The sequence below is a fragment of the Kineococcus mangrovi genome, from assembly GCF_041320705.1.
Taxonomy (GTDB): Bacteria; Actinomycetota; Actinomycetes; order Actinomycetales; family Kineococcaceae; genus Kineococcus; species Kineococcus mangrovi.
On record NZ_JBGGTQ010000004.1, the window covers coordinates 49,333 to 65,385 of the forward strand.

Annotated in this window: 16 protein-coding genes; 6 read left to right on the plus strand and 10 right to left on the minus strand. The window is 73.2% G+C overall.

Annotation, left to right across the window (positions count from 1 at the left end; genetic code table 11):
• Window positions 1-6: 6 nt before the first annotated feature.
• Together AB2L28_RS09070 and AB2L28_RS09075 are read right to left on the minus strand one after the other, a co-directional pair.
• On the minus strand, window positions 7-1,569 hold the full coding sequence (locus AB2L28_RS09070) for an alanine/glycine:cation symporter family protein (protein WP_370718440.1): 1,563 nt from the start codon (window positions 1,567-1,569) through the stop codon (window positions 7-9).
• A gap of 80 nt (window positions 1,570-1,649) precedes the next feature.
• A complete protein-coding gene (locus AB2L28_RS09075; RefSeq protein WP_370718441.1) occupies window positions 1,650-3,284 on the minus strand; it encodes an ABC-F family ATP-binding cassette domain-containing protein in 1,635 nt (544 codons plus the stop codon).
• A 33-nt stretch (window positions 3,285-3,317) separates the two neighbouring features.
• Here AB2L28_RS09075 and AB2L28_RS09080 point away from each other — a divergent pair, with 33 nt between their 5' ends.
• Both AB2L28_RS09080 and AB2L28_RS09085 read left to right on the plus strand, forming a co-directional pair.
• The gene (locus AB2L28_RS09080) at window positions 3,318-4,097 is read left to right on the plus strand and encodes a class I SAM-dependent methyltransferase (RefSeq protein WP_370718442.1); all 780 of its coding nucleotides are present in this window, start codon (window positions 3,318-3,320) and stop codon (window positions 4,095-4,097) included.
• A 132-nt stretch (window positions 4,098-4,229) separates the two neighbouring features.
• Window positions 4,230-4,541: a hypothetical protein gene (locus tag AB2L28_RS09085; RefSeq protein ID WP_370718443.1), complete on the plus strand. Its 312-nt coding sequence runs from the start codon at window positions 4,230-4,232 to the stop codon at window positions 4,539-4,541.
• 233 nt (window positions 4,542-4,774) lie between these two features.
• Here the strand turns inward: AB2L28_RS09085 and AB2L28_RS09090 are convergent, their stop codons facing one another.
• The 3 genes from AB2L28_RS09090 to AB2L28_RS09100 all read right to left on the minus strand — a co-directional run bounded on the left by AB2L28_RS09090 (window position 4,775) and on the right by AB2L28_RS09100 (window position 6,587).
• Window positions 4,775-5,263 carry a hypothetical protein gene (locus tag AB2L28_RS09090; RefSeq protein ID WP_370718444.1) on the minus strand — a complete coding sequence of 163 codons (489 nt, stop codon included), beginning with the start codon at window positions 5,261-5,263 and terminating at the stop codon, window positions 4,775-4,777.
• A gap of 262 nt (window positions 5,264-5,525) precedes the next feature.
• The gene (locus AB2L28_RS09095) at window positions 5,526-6,104 is read right to left on the minus strand and encodes an RNA polymerase sigma factor (protein WP_370718445.1); all 579 of its coding nucleotides are present in this window, start codon (window positions 6,102-6,104) and stop codon (window positions 5,526-5,528) included.
• Between the two features lie 129 nt (window positions 6,105-6,233).
• Window positions 6,234-6,587, minus strand: coding sequence for a hypothetical protein (locus AB2L28_RS09100; RefSeq protein WP_370718446.1), 354 nt, complete (start codon window positions 6,585-6,587; stop codon window positions 6,234-6,236).
• A 301-nt stretch (window positions 6,588-6,888) separates the two neighbouring features.
• On the opposite strand from AB2L28_RS09100, the gene AB2L28_RS09105 reads away from it, so the two are divergent.
• Window positions 6,889-7,029 (plus strand): hypothetical protein, encoded by a 141-nt coding sequence (locus AB2L28_RS09105; RefSeq protein WP_370718447.1) that lies wholly within the window; start codon window positions 6,889-6,891, stop codon window positions 7,027-7,029.
• Between the two features lie 33 nt (window positions 7,030-7,062).
• Here the strand turns inward: AB2L28_RS09105 and AB2L28_RS09110 are convergent, their stop codons facing one another.
• Entirely contained in the window at window positions 7,063-8,499 is a 1,437-nt protein-coding gene (locus tag AB2L28_RS09110; protein ID WP_370718448.1) for a GntP family permease, read from the minus strand.
• A gap of 146 nt (window positions 8,500-8,645) precedes the next feature.
• Here AB2L28_RS09110 and AB2L28_RS09115 point away from each other — a divergent pair, with 146 nt between their 5' ends.
• Window positions 8,646-9,920 carry a uracil-xanthine permease family protein gene (locus AB2L28_RS09115; protein ID WP_370718449.1) on the plus strand — a complete coding sequence of 425 codons (1,275 nt, stop codon included), beginning with the start codon at window positions 8,646-8,648 and terminating at the stop codon, window positions 9,918-9,920.
• On the opposite strand, the gene AB2L28_RS09120 is transcribed toward AB2L28_RS09115, so the two are convergent.
• A complete protein-coding gene (locus AB2L28_RS09120) occupies window positions 9,907-10,926 on the minus strand; it encodes a potassium channel family protein (RefSeq protein ID WP_370718450.1) in 1,020 nt (339 codons plus the stop codon). The two genes, AB2L28_RS09115 and AB2L28_RS09120, sit on opposite strands and share 14 nt — an antisense overlap.
• A gap of 112 nt (window positions 10,927-11,038) precedes the next feature.
• Here AB2L28_RS09120 and AB2L28_RS09125 point away from each other — a divergent pair, with 112 nt between their 5' ends.
• Window positions 11,039-11,455 (plus strand): hypothetical protein, encoded by a 417-nt coding sequence (locus tag AB2L28_RS09125; protein WP_370718451.1) that lies wholly within the window; start codon window positions 11,039-11,041, stop codon window positions 11,453-11,455.
• Between the two features lie 61 nt (window positions 11,456-11,516).
• Here the strand turns inward: AB2L28_RS09125 and AB2L28_RS09130 are convergent, their stop codons facing one another.
• Both AB2L28_RS09130 and AB2L28_RS09135 read right to left on the minus strand, forming a co-directional pair.
• Complete coding sequence (locus AB2L28_RS09130) at window positions 11,517-12,608, minus strand: aspartate-semialdehyde dehydrogenase (protein WP_370718452.1); 1,092 nt, start codon at window positions 12,606-12,608, stop codon at window positions 11,517-11,519.
• Window positions 12,605-13,900, minus strand: coding sequence for an aspartate kinase (locus AB2L28_RS09135; RefSeq protein ID WP_370718833.1), 1,296 nt, complete (start codon window positions 13,898-13,900; stop codon window positions 12,605-12,607). The genes AB2L28_RS09130 and AB2L28_RS09135 overlap by 4 nt, the downstream gene beginning before the upstream one ends.
• A gap of 446 nt (window positions 13,901-14,346) precedes the next feature.
• On the opposite strand from AB2L28_RS09135, the gene AB2L28_RS09140 reads away from it, so the two are divergent.
• Entirely contained in the window at window positions 14,347-14,862 is a 516-nt protein-coding gene (locus AB2L28_RS09140; protein WP_370718453.1) for a hypothetical protein, read from the plus strand.
• A 188-nt stretch (window positions 14,863-15,050) separates the two neighbouring features.
• On the opposite strand, the gene AB2L28_RS09145 is transcribed toward AB2L28_RS09140, so the two are convergent.
• The gene (locus tag AB2L28_RS09145) at window positions 15,051-16,010 is read right to left on the minus strand and encodes a WD40 repeat domain-containing protein (RefSeq protein ID WP_370718454.1); all 960 of its coding nucleotides are present in this window, start codon (window positions 16,008-16,010) and stop codon (window positions 15,051-15,053) included.
• Between the last annotated feature and the right edge of the window lie 43 nt (window positions 16,011-16,053).

Below are 16,053 nucleotides of genomic sequence, written 5' to 3' on the forward strand. Positions count from 1 at the left end.
GGACGGTCAGCCGACGGGGACCTGCGCCTCGCGGGTCAGCGTCCCGTCGGCGCGCTTGGCGAGGTAGTCGCGCACCTCGGCCTTGACGACGGGGGCCAGCAGGTACAGACCGAGGATGTTCACCAGGGCGCAGACGAACAGCATCGCGTCGGCGAGGTTCAGCACCGAGGAGAACGTCAGCACCGTGCCGAGCACGGTGAACAGGCAGTAGACGATCTTGAACGTCAGCTCGCTGGCCGCGCTGCGACCGAAGAAGTGGCACCACGCCTTCAGGCTGTAGTACGACCACGTGATGAGCGTCGAGAACGCGAACAGGGCGACGGCGAACGCCAGGACGTAGGGGAACCACGGGATGACCGAGGCGAACGCGTCGGAGGTCAGGACGACCCCGTCGGCGCCGGTCGACCCCGTCGAGGCCACCTCGGCGCGGGCGTCGAGCCAGCTCTGCGGCGAGGCGATGATGATGGTCAGCGCGGTCATGGTGCAGATGACGACGGTGTCGCAGAACGGTTCGAGCAGGGCGACGAAACCCTCGGACACGGGGTGCTTCGTCTTGACCGCCGAGTGGGCGGTCGCCGCCGAGCCGACCCCGGCCTCGTTGGAGAACGCGGCCCGCTGGAACCCGACGATGAGGGCGCCGATGACGCCGCCGGCCACGCCCTCGGGGGCGAAGGCGCCGGTGACGATCGAGCCCACGGCCGCCGGGACGAGGCCGGCGTTGCCGACGATGACGACGAGGCAGGCGGCGACGTAGACGATCGCCATGGCCGGGACCAGCTTCGACGTCACCTTCCCGATGGAGGAGATCCCGCCGAGGATGACCGCGCCGACCAGGACGGCCAGGACGAGGCCGAACACGAACGCCGCGCCGGAGGAGGCCAGCGGGCTGTCGTCCCCACCGGTGATGTTCACGAACTGGGCGTAGGTCTGGTTGGCCTGGAACATGTTCCCGCCGGCGACGCCGAAGAAGAAGATCGCGACCGCGAACACGGCGGTGAGCACGGCCCCGACCCACGTGACCCGCAGCCTGGCGAAGGCCACCTTGAGGTAGCGGAACGGCCCGCCGGTGACGGTCCCGTCCTCGTGGATCTCGCGGTACTTCACCCCGAGCGTGCACTCGGTGAACTTGGTCGCCATCCCCAGCAACCCGCAGCAGATCATCCAGAACGTCGCCCCCGGGCCGCCGATGCTGACGGCGACGGCCACCCCGGCGATGTTCCCCAGCCCGACGGTCCCCGACAGGGCGCTCGTCAGCGCCTGGAAGTGGCTGACCTCACCGGGGTCGTCGGCGCGGCCGTACCGGCCGCGCACGACCTGCAGCGCGACCTTGAAGCCGCGGAACTGCATGAACCCGAAGTAGACGGTGAACACGATCCCGGCCAGCACGAGCCAGCCGACGATGAGGGGGAAGGAGGCGCCCCCGATGTCGACGCTGTAGAAGACGACGTCCGAGACGACCGTGGTGACGGGGTTGACGACGCCGTCGATGGCGTCCTCGATCCCGGACAGGGTCCCGTTCTCCGTTTCGACCGTCGCGGCCGGCAACGCGGCTAGGGCGTGACTGAGCATCCCCGATGGGTAGCGCTTCTGCGCCCGGCAGGCAAGTGCTTCCCGCGGTCCCGGGCGCAGATGTCACACAAGCGCAACGTTCACAGCTCCTGCACGACCCCGTCGGCCACCACCAGCCGGCGCGTGACGTGGACGGCGTCCAGCAGCCGGCGGTCGTGGCTGACGAGCAGCAGCGTCCCGGCGTAGCTCGCGAGCGCCTGCTCGAGCTGCTCGATGGCGGGCAGGTCGAGGTGGTTGGTGGGCTCGTCCAGGACCAGCAGGTTCACCCCGCGCGCCTGCAGCAGGGCCAGGGCGGCGCGGGTGCGCTCACCCGGGGACAGGCTCACGGCGGTCCGGCCGACGTGGTGGGCGCCGAGACCGAACTTGGCCAGCAGCGTCCGCACGTCGGCGTCGGGCTGGTCGGGCACCTCGTCGCCGAACGCGCGGGCCAGGGTGCGCTCGTCGCCGAACGCGCCGCGGGCCTGGTCGATCTCCCCGACCCGCACGCCCGAGCCCAGGGCGGCGGACCCGGTGCCGGGGGCCACGCGCCCGAGGAGGAGGTTCAGCAGGGTCGACTTCCCGGCCCCGTTCGGGCCCGTCACGGCGATCCGGTCGCCGGCGTCGACGGCGAGGGTCACGGGGCCGAGGGTGAAGTCCCCGCGCCGCACGACGGCCTCGCGCAGCGTCGCCACGACCGACCCCGACCGCGGGGCCGCCGCGATCGACATCTGCAGCGCCCACTCCTTGCGGGGCTCCTCGACGACCTCGAGGCGCTCGATCATCCGGTCGGTCTGCTTGGCCTTGGCGGCCTGCTTCTCGCTGCCCTCGCGCATCTTGGCGCGGATGTTCTTGTCCGGGTCCCCCTTGCGGACGGCGTTGCGCACGCCCTGCGCCATCCAGCCGCGCTGCATCCGGGCCCGCGCCTCCAGCCCCGACTTCGTGTCGGCGTACTCCTCGTAGGCCTCCCGGGCGTGCCGGCGCTGCACGTCGCGTTCGGCGAGGAACGCCTCGTAGCCGCCGCCGACGACGCGCACGAGCTGCTGGGCGAGGTCGAGCTCGACGACGCGGTCCACGGTGCGGGACAGGAACTCCCGGTCGTGGCTGACGAGGACGGCGGGGGAGCGCAGCTCGGTGACGAACCGTTCCAGGCAGGCCAGGCCGTCGAGGTCGAGGTCGTTGGTGGGTTCGTCGAGCAGGAACACGTCGTAGCGCGACAGCAGCAGCGCGGCCAGCCCGGCGCGCGCGGCCTGCCCGCCGGACAGCGACGCCGTCAGGGCGTCGGCGGACACCGTCAGGCCCAGGTCGGCCAGCACCTCGCCGGTGCGCTCGTCGAGGTCGGCCCCGCCGAGGGCGAGCCAGCGGTCGAGCGCGTCGGCGTACCGGTCGTCGGCGCCGGCGACCCCCTCGCCCAGCGCCGTGGCCGCGGCGTCCATCTCGGCGGTCGCGGCGGCCACGCCGGTGCGGCGGCCCAGGAACTGCGCGACGGTCTCCCCGGGCCGGCGCTCCGGTTCCTGCGGCAGGTAGCCGACCGTGGCGGTGGGCGGGGACAGCGAGACGGTCCCCGTCTCGGGGCGGTCGAGGCCGGCGAGGAGCTTGAGCAGCGTCGACTTGCCCGCCCCGTTCGCCCCGACGAGGCCGACGACGTCGCCGGGCGCGACGACGAGGTCCAGACCGGAGAACAGCGCCCGCGTCCCGTGGGCGGCGCTGAGGTCCTTGGCGACGAGGGTGGCGCTCACGCGCCCCATCTTCCCCCGGAGCAGGATGGGGCCGTGCCCCACGACGATCTCACCGAGCACCCCACCGAGCACCCCACCGCGGACGATGCCGCCGCCCACGCCCGCTCCTTCGGCGCCGCCGCGGACGCCTACGCCCGGGCCCGGCCCGGGTACCCCGACGACGCGGTCGACTTCCTCGTCGGGCCGGCCCGCCGCGTGCTGGACCTCGGGGCCGGCACCGGCAAGTTCACCGCCTCCCTCGTCGCGCGCGGCCTGGACGTCGTGGCCGTCGAACCGTCGACGCGGATGCTGGCGCAGCTGCGGTCCGCCCTCCCCCACGTCGAGGCCCGCGAGGGCAGCGCCGAGGCGACGGGCCTGCCGGACGCCTCGGTCGACGCCGTCGTCGTCGCGCAGGCCTGGCACTGGGTGGACCCGGCGCTCGCGGTCCCGGAGGTGGCGCGGGTGCTGCGCCCGGGCGGGACGCTGGGGCTGGTGTGGAACGTGCGCGACGAGTCGGTCCCGTGGGTCTCGCGGGTCTGGGAGATCGCGCAGCGGGGCTCCGAGCACGAGATGCGGGCCTCGGTCGAGACCGTGGGGGAGCCGTTCGGGGTGCCGGAGCACGTCCGGACGCGGTTCGAGCACGTCACCGACCGGGCCGGGGTCCTGGACCTCGTCGCCTCGCGCAGCTACGTCATCGTGCTCCCGGAGGACGAGCGCGCGGCGGTGCTCGCCGGGGTGGGTCGTGTCCTCGACGAGGAGTTCGGCGAAGGAGGCGCGATCCGGCTCCCCTACGTCACGCACTGCTCGCGCTTCACGCTGAGTCGTGCTGTGTGACAAGCAGTCACATTGACGCGCCGGGACCCGGGCGGATCGCCCGAACGGCTTCGGAACCGGGTCCCGGAGGGGCAGACTCACCCGGGGTGCCGGGGGGCGCCGACCGGACGGACGACCAGCGGGGGGTGCGGCGTGACCGTCGTGAAGTGGGAAGAGACCGGCACGTGGGACGAGAGCGCACCGGCCGCGCCCCCGCCGCGCACCGGCCGGCGGGAGGTGGCCGCCGCCGCCCTGTCGGTGCTGTGGCCGGGGCTGGGCCACGCCTACCTCGGCCGCACCGCCGCCGCCGTCGCGCTCGTGCTGGCCCAGGTGCTGCTCGTCGTGCTCACCGTCCTGCCCGGGGCCTGGCGGGTGACCCTGCCGGCGTGGGTCGCGCTGACGGCGCTCGCCGCCGTCGGGGCGTGGCGGGCGGCCCGCCACGCCCCGGGGGAACAGCCCGGCTGACCGTCACGGCGGCCGGCGGCTCAGCCGCACGCGGCCGGGCACGGCGGACGGCACGCCGTCGGGCAGTCTGCCGGGCGACGGTGCGATCGGGGGCCCGCCCCGGGGCGGCGCGCCCCGTCGCCGGTCGCTCCGAGCACGACAGGTCCTGGTCCGCGCCTCCCCCCCGGAAGGCGCGGACCAGGTGTCCTGGGGGCCGGTCGTCCCGGGGAGGGACTCCGGCCGCGGGAGGGCCGTCAGCCGCCGAAGGCCTGCCGGTACAGCGAGCGCAGCTCCTGGCTGGCCGGTCCGCTGGCCCCGCAGCCGGTGACCACGTCGCCGTCGGTGGTGATCAGGTAGCTGGCTCCCTCGGTGAAGGGTCCGGGGCCGAACTCGGAGAGCTGGTCGGCGGGCTGCTGGGGCACGCTGACCTCGTCGTGGACGTCGCCCTGGTAGCGGTGGGTCACCTCGAGGGTGACGGTGCCGTCGTCGATGGCGGTGACGTCGGCTTCGAAGGCCAGGTCGCTGTCGGCCAAGGACTCCGCGCTGACCGGTGCGCACGCCACGGCCGGTCCGCCGGCGGCGGCGGTCGGGACGGTCAGGGCGGTCACGGCCGATCCTGAGGTTCCGACGGCGATGGCGGCGACGACGCCGGCCGCGGCGGTGCCCAGCCCGGCACCGGCGAACAGACGCCGCCGGCTGCGGGCCGTCTTGGCGGGAGTGGCGGGGGTGGTGGGTGTGCTCATGGTCTGACGCGCCTTCCAGGTGATCCAGGTCGGGTCGATGTCGGGTAGGGACGCTGCGGGATCGATGCGGTGCAGGAGGGCTCGGAGGTCCTCGTCGTCGTGCCCGGGGCCGTGGGGTCGGGTGGAGTCGTTCACCGCCGCGGCCCTCCTTCCTGCTGGTGTTCCTGCTGGTGCGGCTCGCCCCGGTGGGTCGAGCCGGTGGTCCTCACCTGGTTCGTGTCCGCACCCCCGGCGGTTCTTACGGGTCCGGTTCGCTCGAGGGTCATGAGACGGCTTCCAGGTGGGTGCGCAGCTTCTTCTTGGCCCGGTGCAGGCGCACGGTGGCCGCGTTGACGCTGGTGCCGAGGACCACGGCGATCTGGGTGGGGGTCAGCTGCTCCCAGGCCCACAACCGGACCACTTCGGCGTCCTTGGCGTTCAGACGGCTCATCGCCGCTGCGACCGTGGCGGCGGCGTGGTCGGCGGCGTCCTGCTCGGGGGTGGACTGGCCCGGGCCGGGGAGGTGCTGGACCGGAGGGTCGACGGAGGCCACCCGCCGGGCCAGCAGCCCGCGGCGGCGTCCGGCGCGCTCGGCGTTGGCCAGGCACCACCGCGCCACCCCGATCGCCCACGCCACCGCGGCGTCGGCGGGGATGTCACCGGCTCGGCGCCAGCACACCAGCAGCGTCTCGGACAGCACGTCCTCGGCGGTGGCGGAGTCGGTGCGGCGGGCCAGGTAGCGGCGCAGCGGGTCCACCGCCTCGGTGGCCAGGGCCTCGAACCGCGCGCTCAGGTCCTGCTCGCTCGCCTCCGGTGGGGAGGCCGAGGGGGGCGGGGACTGGTGGGGGTCACCAGGAGTCACAGGCGGCACACCCCACCATGTCCACCGACGGGCCCGTCCTTACACGTCGGCGGACGTCGGGCGGACGACGGCGGGCGAAGGACGTCGGCCAAGGGTGCCGCCTTCGTCCTCGCCGCCCGCCGGTGGTGCTCAAGACCCCTGGACGCTGTCGGTGACGACCTGCGGGGCGATGAGCATGTCGTCGCCGTAGGAGTGCTCGGTGGGGGCGATGAGCATGTCGTCGCCGTAGGAGTGCTCGGTGGTGGTGCTGTCGTCGGCGGTGGAGCCGTCAGCGACCACGCCCGAGACCTGCGGGGCGATGAGCATGTCGTCGCCGTAGGACTGCTCGCCGTGGGAGTGCCCGGTGGTGGGGACGGCGGTGTCCTGGCCGGCGAAAGCCACCCCGGTACCGCCGCCGACGACGGCGGCGGTCAACACCAGGGCCAGGGCCCCCCGACGCAGGCGGCGACGGGTGGAGGTGGTCTGAGCGGCGGTGGTGGACATGAGTGCTCCTACGTCGGGGGGCCCTGGTGGGCCCGGAGGTCGAGGGACGAGGATCGGCCCGGGAGCCCGTCGACCGCGCCGCGGTGGTGAGCTCGTTCCCGGCTGACCCTCACCCCTTCATGTCCGGCACCAGCGGTGGTCTTACGACGCGGTCGGTGCGGTCCTGCACCCACCTCGCCGCCGGCTCACCGTCCTGCGCCACCTCGTCGGTGAGGCCCGCGACCGGTACCGCCGACCCGGTCGCCCCACGACCCGGCGGCTGGAGCGAGCGCCTGCTGCCGCTCGCTCGTAGGGTCGGGGCGTGAAGTGGTTGCTGATCCTCATCGTGCTCGCGATCGTCGTCACGATCGCCGTGCGCCGGCTCAAGAGCTCCGGGGGGTCCCTGCGCGACGCCGACCCGCGCCGGCTGCGCGACGAGTTCAGGGACAGCTCGGGCGACTGACCCCTCCGTCCCGCCCACGGCGTCGGCGGGTCGTCAGGAGATCACGGTCCACAGGACCCAGACCAGGCCGAACGCCATGAGACCGATGCCGGTCGACACGACGCTCCACGTCTTGAGCGTCGTGGCGGTGTCCAGGCCCAGGAACCGGCCGACCAGCCAGAACCCCGAGTCGTTGACGTGGGAGAAGCTGATCGCCCCGGCGGTCATGGCCACCGTCAGGCACGCCAGTTGCAGCGCGGAAAGCGAGGGGTCCGCCGCGACCGCGGGGGCCAGCAGCCCCGCGGCGGTGGTCCCGGCCACCGTGGCCGACCCCTGCGCGATGCGCAGGGCCACCGCGATGAGGAACCCGGCGACGATGAGCGGCAGACCGGCCGCGTCGAGCTCCCCGGCCAGCGCGCCCCCGATGCCGGTCTCGGTGAGGACGCGACCGAACATCCCGCCCGCACCGGTGATGAGGATGATCGAGCAGACCGGCGCCAGGGCCGAGTCGACGACCTCCTCCAGGCGACCGCCGACCTTGCCGCGGTTCGGGCGGACCACCAGCAGCAGCATCGCCAGCACGCTGGTGATGAGCAGCGCCACGGGGGTCGCCCCGATGATCTGCAGGACGACGACGAGCGGGTTGTCCTCGTCGACGCCGTAGTTCGTCACCGCCGTGCTCGAGCCCGTGCCCCCGAAGATCAGCACCAGCGGCAGCAGCAGGACGAGCAGGATGACGCCGAAGCGGGGACGGGGCTGATCGCTGCTCTCGCTGGGCCGGCCCAGCAGGTCCGGGACGGGCAGGAAGTCGGCCCGCTTGGCCAGCGCGAGCGCCAGCCGGTAACCCATGACGTACCAGGTGGGCAGCGCCACCAGCATCCCGACGACCAGCACCAGCCCGACGTCGGCGCCCAGCAGGCTGGCGGCCGCGACCGGCCCGGGGTGCGGCGGGACGAGGGCGTGCATGACGAGGAACGCGCCCGCCGCGGGCAGCGCGTAGAGCATCAGCGAACCGCCCAGCCGGCGGGCGACGGTGTAGACGACGGGCAGCATGACGACGAAGGCGGCGTCCAGGAAGATCGGGAAGCCGTAGAACAGGGACGCGACCGACAGCGCCAGCGGCGCCCTGGACTCCCCGAACCGGGCGACGAGCGTGTCCGCCAGGACCCGCGCACCCCCGGAGACCTCGACGATGCGGCCCAGGACGGCGCCGAAACCCACGAGGAGGGCCACCGTGGACAGGGTGTTCCCGAAACCGCTCGTCAAGGTGCTCACGAGGTCAGCGGCGGGGATCCCGGCGACGACCGCCGTCAGCAGGCTGACGATGACGAGCGCGTAGAACGCGTGCAGCTTGACCTTGATGATGAGGACCAGCAGCACCGCGATCGCCACCACCGCGGTCAGCAGCAGGAAGGTCGTGGAGCGGGTGGCCCCGGCGGTCGTCGTGGCGGCGGAGAACCCGGCCACCAGTCCGGGGGATGTGGGCAGCACGGTGCACCTCTTCGTCGGTCGGCCTCGTCCGGCGAGCGTAGCTGTGGGCCCGCTGTGCCGATCCCCGGGACGGTCCGGGCAGCGTGCCGGGGACGGTTAGCCTTCGCTCGGCCCGGCGCCCGGCCGGACCACGAGGGAGGACGCACGTGGCGAGGACAGGTTGGCGACTGCACGGTGACGGGCGGTCGGTCTCCCCGGGTGAGGTCGTCGCCCCCGACGAGCGGCTCGCGTGGGGGCGGACCGTGGGCATCGGGCTGCAGCACGTCGTCGCGATGTTCGGCTCGACGGTCCTCGTCCCGGCCATCACCGGGTTCCCCGTCGCCACGACGCTGTTCTTCTCCGCCGTCGGCACCGCGCTGTTCCTGCTGCTGACCCGCAACCGGCTGCCCAGCTACCTCGGGTCCTCGTTCGCCTTCATCGCCCCGATCCTGGCCGGCTCGGCCGGGACGGCGGGCGGGGGGATCCTCGTCACGGGTCTGCTCCTGGCCGTCGTCGGCCTCGTCGTCCACGTCGTGGGCTCGCGGTGGATTGACGTCGTCATGCCGCCCGTCGTCACCGGCACGATCGTGGCGCTCATCGGCCTGAACCTCGCGCCGGCGGCGTGGGGGACGACGGAGGACTCCGGGTTCCGCGCCGACCCCGTCGGCGGGATCGTGACGCTGCTGGCGATCGCCCTGACCAGCGTCCTGTTCCGCGGGTTGCTGGGCCGGCTCGCGATCCTGCTCGGGGTCGCCGTCGGGTACGTCGTCGCGGCCGCCCGCGGGCTGGTGGACTTCACCGCCGTCGAGCAGGCCGCCTGGATCGGGCTGCCGGAGTTCCGGGCGCCGCGGTTCGACGCCGGTGACCTCGCGCTGTTCCTGCCCGTCGTCTTCGTCCTCGTCGCCGAGAACGTCGGGCACGTGAAGTCCGTCGCGGCCATGACCGGCCGGGACCTGGACCCCCTCGCCGGGCGGGCGCTGCTCGCCGACGGGCTCGCCACGAGCCTGGCCGGGCTGGGCGGCGGGTCCGGGACCACCACGTACGCGGAGAACATCGGCGTCATGGCGGCCTCGAAGGTCTACTCCACGGCGGCCTACTGGGTCGCGGCGGCCGGTGCGCTCGTCCTGTCGTTCTCGCCGAAGTTCGGGGCGCTCATCGGCTCCGTCCCGCCCGGTGTCCTCGGCGGCGCCGCGACCCTGCTCTACGGGATGATCGGCGTCCTCGGGGCGCGGATCTGGGTGCAGAACAAGGTCGACTTCTCCGACCCGGTCAACCTCACGACCGCGGCCGTCGCGCTCGTCGTCGGCATCGCGAACTACACGCTGACCACCTCCGGCGGCCTGACGTTCGAGGGCATCGCCCTCGGCACCGTCGCCGCCATCGGCCTGCACCACCTCATGCGGGCCGTGGGCCGGGCGCGCGGGACGGTCAGCGCGGGCTGACGTCCCCCTGGCCGGTGACCTGCAGCAGCCGGTCACCGGCCTGCAGCACCTGCACCTGGTGGTAGAGCAGGGTCCGGCCCTCGCGCAGCACCGCGAGGACGGGGACGTCCAGGTCGCCCGGGCGCCGCCCCACGTCCTGCGGCCGCACGGGCTCCTCGACGAGGTCCAGGCCCGTCCCGAAGGACGCCAGGTCCTCCACCACGGACACCGCCGCCGGGCTGCCCGCGGCCAACCCGAGCAGGCGACCGCTCGTCTCCGACGTCACCACGACGGAGTCGGCGCCGGACTGGCGCATGAGCCCCACGTGCTCGGCCTCCCGGGCCGTCACCACGACGGTGGCGCGCTCGTTGAGGCGCCGCAGCGCGAGCGTGGCGAGGATCGCGGTGTCGTCCTTGTCCACCGCGACGAGGACGGTGCGGGCGCGGTCGGCCAGGGCGGTGGCGAACGTCTCCGGGCGGGTCACGTCCCCGGTCACGCACAGGTAGCCGTCCCGGGCGGCGTCGGCCGTCGCGATCGGGCTGCGGTCCACCACGAGCACGCGGTCGGCGGGGGTCCCGCTGGAGCGCAGCTCGCGCACCGCGTTGCGGCCCTTCGTGCCGTAGCCCAGGACGATGACGTGGTCGCGCATGCGGGCCCTCCACCGCGCGAGGCGGATCTCGGTGCGGGAGCGCTCGGTGAGCGCCGACAGGGTCGTGCCGACGAGCAGGACGACGAAGACGATCCGCACCGGCGTGATGAACACGGCGTTGACCAGCCGGGCCTCGTCGGTGACGGGCACGATGTCGCCGTAGCCCGTCGTGGTCAGGGTGACGGTCGTGTAGTAGAGGACGTCGAGGGCGGACAGCTGCCCGTCGAGGTTGTCGCTGTACCCGTCGCGCTCGACGTAGACGACGGCCCAGCACAGCGCCACCAGCCCCAGCGCGAGCGCGATCCGGCGCAGGATGGCCAGGACCGGGGGCGTGGGGCGCCGCACCGGCAGGCGCAGGCGGGAGACGGTCGCGGCCACCCCCGCAGTCTGGGGCACGACGCGGTCGCCGTCGCGCCGGTGATCACCCCGGAGCGGCGGACACGGTGGTCGGCGGCTGCCACGATGGGACTCCGACGAACGGGGGCGCGACGTGAGCGGGTACCAGCGGGGTCCGCAGGACGGCCGGGCGTGGCAGGACAGGGACCCGGAGCAGGAGCGGTGGGCGGGGCAGCCGCAGCCGCCACCGGCCGGGCCGCTGCAGCCGTACGGGCAGGCACCCCGGCCGGTGGTGCTCGTCCCGGCCAAGGCCCCGGGGCTGGCGGTGCTGTTCTCGTTCCTGTGGCTGGGGGTGGGGAACTGCTACGCCGGGCAGGTCGGGCTGGGCGTGACGTTCATCGTCGCCCAAGGCGTGTGCGCGCCCATCGCCGCGTTCCTCGCGGCCCTCACGGCGGGGTTCTCGCTCTTCCTCACCGTGCCGGTGTGGCTCGCGGCGTTCGCCGTCTCCGCCGCCACGGGGTACGCCCGGTGCACGGCCCACAACGCGGCCCTGGGGATCCGGAGGTTCTGACCCGTCGACGACGAGGGCCCCGTCCGCGGGTGCGGACGGGGCCCTCGTGGCGGGTCGTGGATCAGGCGGTGAGCTCGGCCGCCACCAGCTCGGCGATCTGCGCGGTGTTCAGCGCGGCACCCTTGCGGAGGTTGTCGCCGCAGACGAACAGGTCGAGCGTGTTCGGGAAGTCCAGCGCCTGCCGGAGGCGGCCCACGACGGTCGGGTCCCCGCCGACGGTGCGCGCCGGCGTCGGGAACACGCCGTTCGCGAGGTCGTCCTGCACCTCGACGCTGGGCGCGGCTTCCAGCGCCGCGGTCGCCTCGGCCACCGTGACCGGCCGCGCGAAGGTCGCGTGGACGGCGAGGGAGTGCGTCGTCTGCACCGGCACGCGCACGCAGGTCGCGGACACCTTCAGGTCCGGGATGCCCAGGATCTTGCGGGACTCGTTGCGGACCTTGAGCTCCTCGCTCGTCCAGCCGTCGTCCTTGGGCGAGCCCGCGACGGGGATGACGTTGAGGGCGAGGTGGGTCTGGAACGGGGAGTCGTCGCCGAGCTTCTCGGAGACGACCTTCGCGGTGTCGCCCGCGGTCGAGCCGAGCGTGCGCTGCCCCGCGACGACCTCGATCTCGTCGTGCAGCCGGTCCACGCCGGGCTGCCCCGCGCCGGAGGCCGCCTGGTAGCTGGCGACGACGAGCTCGGTGAGCTGCCACTGCTCGTGCAGGGCGCCGAGGGCGTCCATCATCGTCAGCGTCGTGCAGTTCGGGTTCGCGATGATGCCCTTGGGGCGGTGGCGCGCCGCGGCGCCGTTGACCTCGGGCACGACGAGGGGGACCTCGTCGTCCATGCGGAACGCGCCGGAGTTGTCGACGGCCACCGCGCCGCGCTCGGCGGCGATCGGCGCCCACACCGCGGAGACCTCGTCGGGCACGTCGAACATCGCGACGTCGACGCCGTCGAAGACCTCGGGCGTCAGCTCGCGCACGACGACGTCCTCGCCGCGGACCTGCAGGACCTTGCCGGCCGAGCGGGCGGAGGCGACGAGACGGATCTCGCCCCACACGTCGGGGCGCTGCGACAGGATGCCGAGCATCACGGTGCCGACGGCGCCGGTGGCGCCGACGACCGCGAGGGTGGGTTTGCGGGTCGCGGTCTGGTTCGCGTTCTCGCTCATCGTCCGGTTCCTCCGTAGACCACGGCTTCACCTTCGGCGTCCAGGCCGAAGGCGGTGTGCACAGCGCGGACGGCGTCGTCGAGCTGGTCGGCGCGCGTCACGACGGAGATGCGGATCTCCGAGGTGGAGATCATCTCCAGGTTGATCCCCTTCGTGCCCAGCGCGTCGAAGAACGTCGCCGAGACCCCCGGGTGCGAGCGCATCCCGACGCCGATGAGGGAGACCTTGCCGATCTGGTCGTCGTACTCCAGGCGCTCGAACCCGATGGCCGGCTTGACCTTGTCCAGGGCGGCCGTGGCGGTCGCGCCCTCGGACTTGGGCAGCGTGAACGAGACGTCGGTGCGGCCCGAGGCCCCCACCGAGACGTTCTGCACGATCATGTCGATGTTGATCTCGGCCTCGGCGACGGCCGTGAAGATCGCGGCCGCGGTGCCGGGGTTGTCCGGTACACCCACGACGGTGATCTTGGCCTCGCTGCGGTCGTGCGCGACACCGGAGATGATCGGCTGCTCCACGGGTTCCTCCCCGGTCTGGTCGGTCTTGAAGGCGGCGGGGATCGGGGAGTCGGTGACCCACGTCCCCTCGTGCGGGCTGAACGAGCTGCGGACGTGGATCGGCAGGTCGTAGTTCCTGGCGTACTCCACGCAGCGCAGCATGAGGATCTTGGCCCCGCACGCCGCCATCTCCAGCATCTCCTCGCTGGCGATGCGGCTGATCTTGCGGGCCGTCGGGACGATGCGCGGGTCGGCGGTGAACACGCCGTCGACGTCGGTGTAGATCTCGCAGACGTCGGCCTTGAGGGCTGCGGCCAGCGCGACGGCCGTCGTGTCCGACCCGCCGCGGCCGAGCGTGGTGATGTCCTTGGTGTCCTGGCTGACGCCCTGGAAACCCGCCACGATCGCGATGGCGCCCTCGTCGAGCGCGGAGCGGATGCGCCCCGGCGTGACGTCGATGATGCGGGCCCGGCCGTGGGAGGAGTCGGTGATGACCCCGGCCTGCGAACCGGTGAACGAGCGCGCCTCCAGGCCCAGGTTCGAGATCGCCATGGCGAGGACGGCCATCGAGATCCGCTCGCCCGACGTCAGCAGCATGTCCAGCTCACGGGCCGGGGGCATGGGGCTGACCTGCTCGGCGAGGTCGATGAGCTCGTCCGTGGTGTCCCCCATCGCCGAGACCACGACGACGACCTCGTGACCGGCCCGCTTCGTCGCGGCGATGCGCTTCGCGACGCGCTTGACGCCGTCGGCGTCAGCGACCGAGGAACCGCCGAACTTCTGCACCACGAGAGCCACGAGCAGGGAGTCTACGGAACCGCTCACGGTGCTCCGGGCCGTGCTCAACCACGTCCCGACCCGCTGTGCAGAGTGTCCAGCGGACTCACAGGTGCCGTGTCGCCAGGCAGCGGTGATGCTCCCGCGACACGACACCGGTGACGTTCCCGGCCTCCGTGGCGGTGACCCTCCCCGGCCCGCTCCACGACCTCGCGCTCGCCGCGAACGGCGCGGTGCCCGCCCTCGGCCGGTCCCGCCGCCGGTCCGACCCGGCGCTCACCCCGCGGGGGTGGGCGGGTGAGCGCCGTCGACGACGTGGCGGTCGTGGTGAAGAGCGGGGGGCTCCGCGCAGAGATCAGGGGATGGCAGGGTTCTCCCGGAGTCATGGAGTCGACCCGACGGCGATCGTGGCGAGGGCTGCCCGACGAAGGAGAACGCTGGTGGACCAACACCTCGACGATGGAGCCGTGCCGAACCTGCTCGTGCCCTTCGACCTGGACTGCGGGGAAGTGGTGCCCGGCCGCCATCTGTGGCTGCGGGGACTGCTCGACGACGGGACCTGGCCCGACGCCGACGGCAACCGACTCCCGGATGCCGCCGGTGACTCGACGCAGATGGTGTCGCTGGCGTGGGAGGTCGTGCCGCCCGTGGGACCTGACGATCCCGATGCCGAGACCTGGTACCAGAGCGACCTCGCGAGCGTGCGGTACGAGGTCGAACCACCGCTGTCCTGGGACATCGACACGGCCCAAGGCGTGGGGGGCGGCTCCATGGACACCCCGCCGGGCCGGCCTGCCTCTCGGGGGTCCGAGGGTCCCTACCCGTTGTCGCCGGAGGCACGACGCGTCACCTTCACCGTGACCCCGTACACGCACCGTCGTCGAGGTGAGGGTGGCCCTGGTGGTGTCAGCTGGGTGGTCCAGTCCGCAGGAGAGCCGGCGGGGCGCGCCGTGATCGATCTCGACGCCCGCGAAGCCTCGTAAATCCCCACGCGCAGCACCCACTGACCAGCTCGCCGCCGCAACGCTGGTGGCGGGTGGTCGTGCCGCGTCGTACGACGTCGCGGTCACCCCGCGAGCCGGCACGTCGCTCTTCTCACCATCTCGTCGACGAGCGAACCGGGCACTGTTCCCGAACCTCCCAGTGTCGATGCAGCACTCGACACCTCAGCTCACACCGCCTCCAGCGCCCGAGTGCTCCAGTTCGAGCAGTCCACGACCTGCGGCCCCTCGTCCGTGAGCAGGACGAGCACCTTGCCACTGTCCATCGTCACGACGTCGCGGAAGGGACTGCAAGGTCGATGCTCCAGGACCTCCGCATCGTGGGTGAGGCGCAGCAGCGACGTCTGGCCGTCATCCCACACCTGCACCAGAACCCACGTCGCGGTCACCGGGTCGTGGACGACGTGTCCGAAGTGGCCAGCCCCAGCCACCCTCGCGCGCTCCCGGCCCTCGAGGTCGAGGAGGCGCAGTGGGCCACCGATCTCGCTGACCGCCAAGTGCTCCCCGTCGCCGGCCGCGAGCCAGACCGGGTTCAAACCTGTCGGGATCCGGGGCCCCAGCGGATCCAGCGAACCGTCCAGCAGTCGGAACCAGCCGCTGCCGACCGCCAGCGAGAGGTCCGGAGTCAGCGCGATCACCTGCAGCACGCCCCGCAGCGAACCCACCTCCTCCCCGGTGGCGGCGTCCAGGACCCGGGTGGGGCCCCGGTTGCAGCTGACGGCGACACGGCCTCCCGCCAGGGCGGTCAGGACCTGCACGTTGGTGCGGCTGCGGTCCTGCCACAACCGTTCACCGCTCAGGTCGTAGCCGCACACGCCGTGACGCGTGTACGCCCCGGCGACCACCACCGGCCGCTTCCCAGGGACCAACGCCACCCGACGGCCACCGAAGTCGTAGACCGTCTCGAACGTGGCGCAGCGCGCAGCCCGTTCGCGCGACCACACGTGCACGACCTGCTCGAACTCGGCTGTGACCAGCAGGTCTTCTGCCCACGGCAGCGCGGCGACCTCCCGCAGGTCGCTCACCGGCGAACACCTCCCACGAGCTCGTCGAAGATCGTGCCGGGGAGTCTGGCCGATGCCTCCGACACAGTCGACGTCACGGTCATCCCGCGATGCGGGCACGGCCACGGCCGGCTGCGACCTCGCGGTCGTGCCGACGCGGTGAACCCCG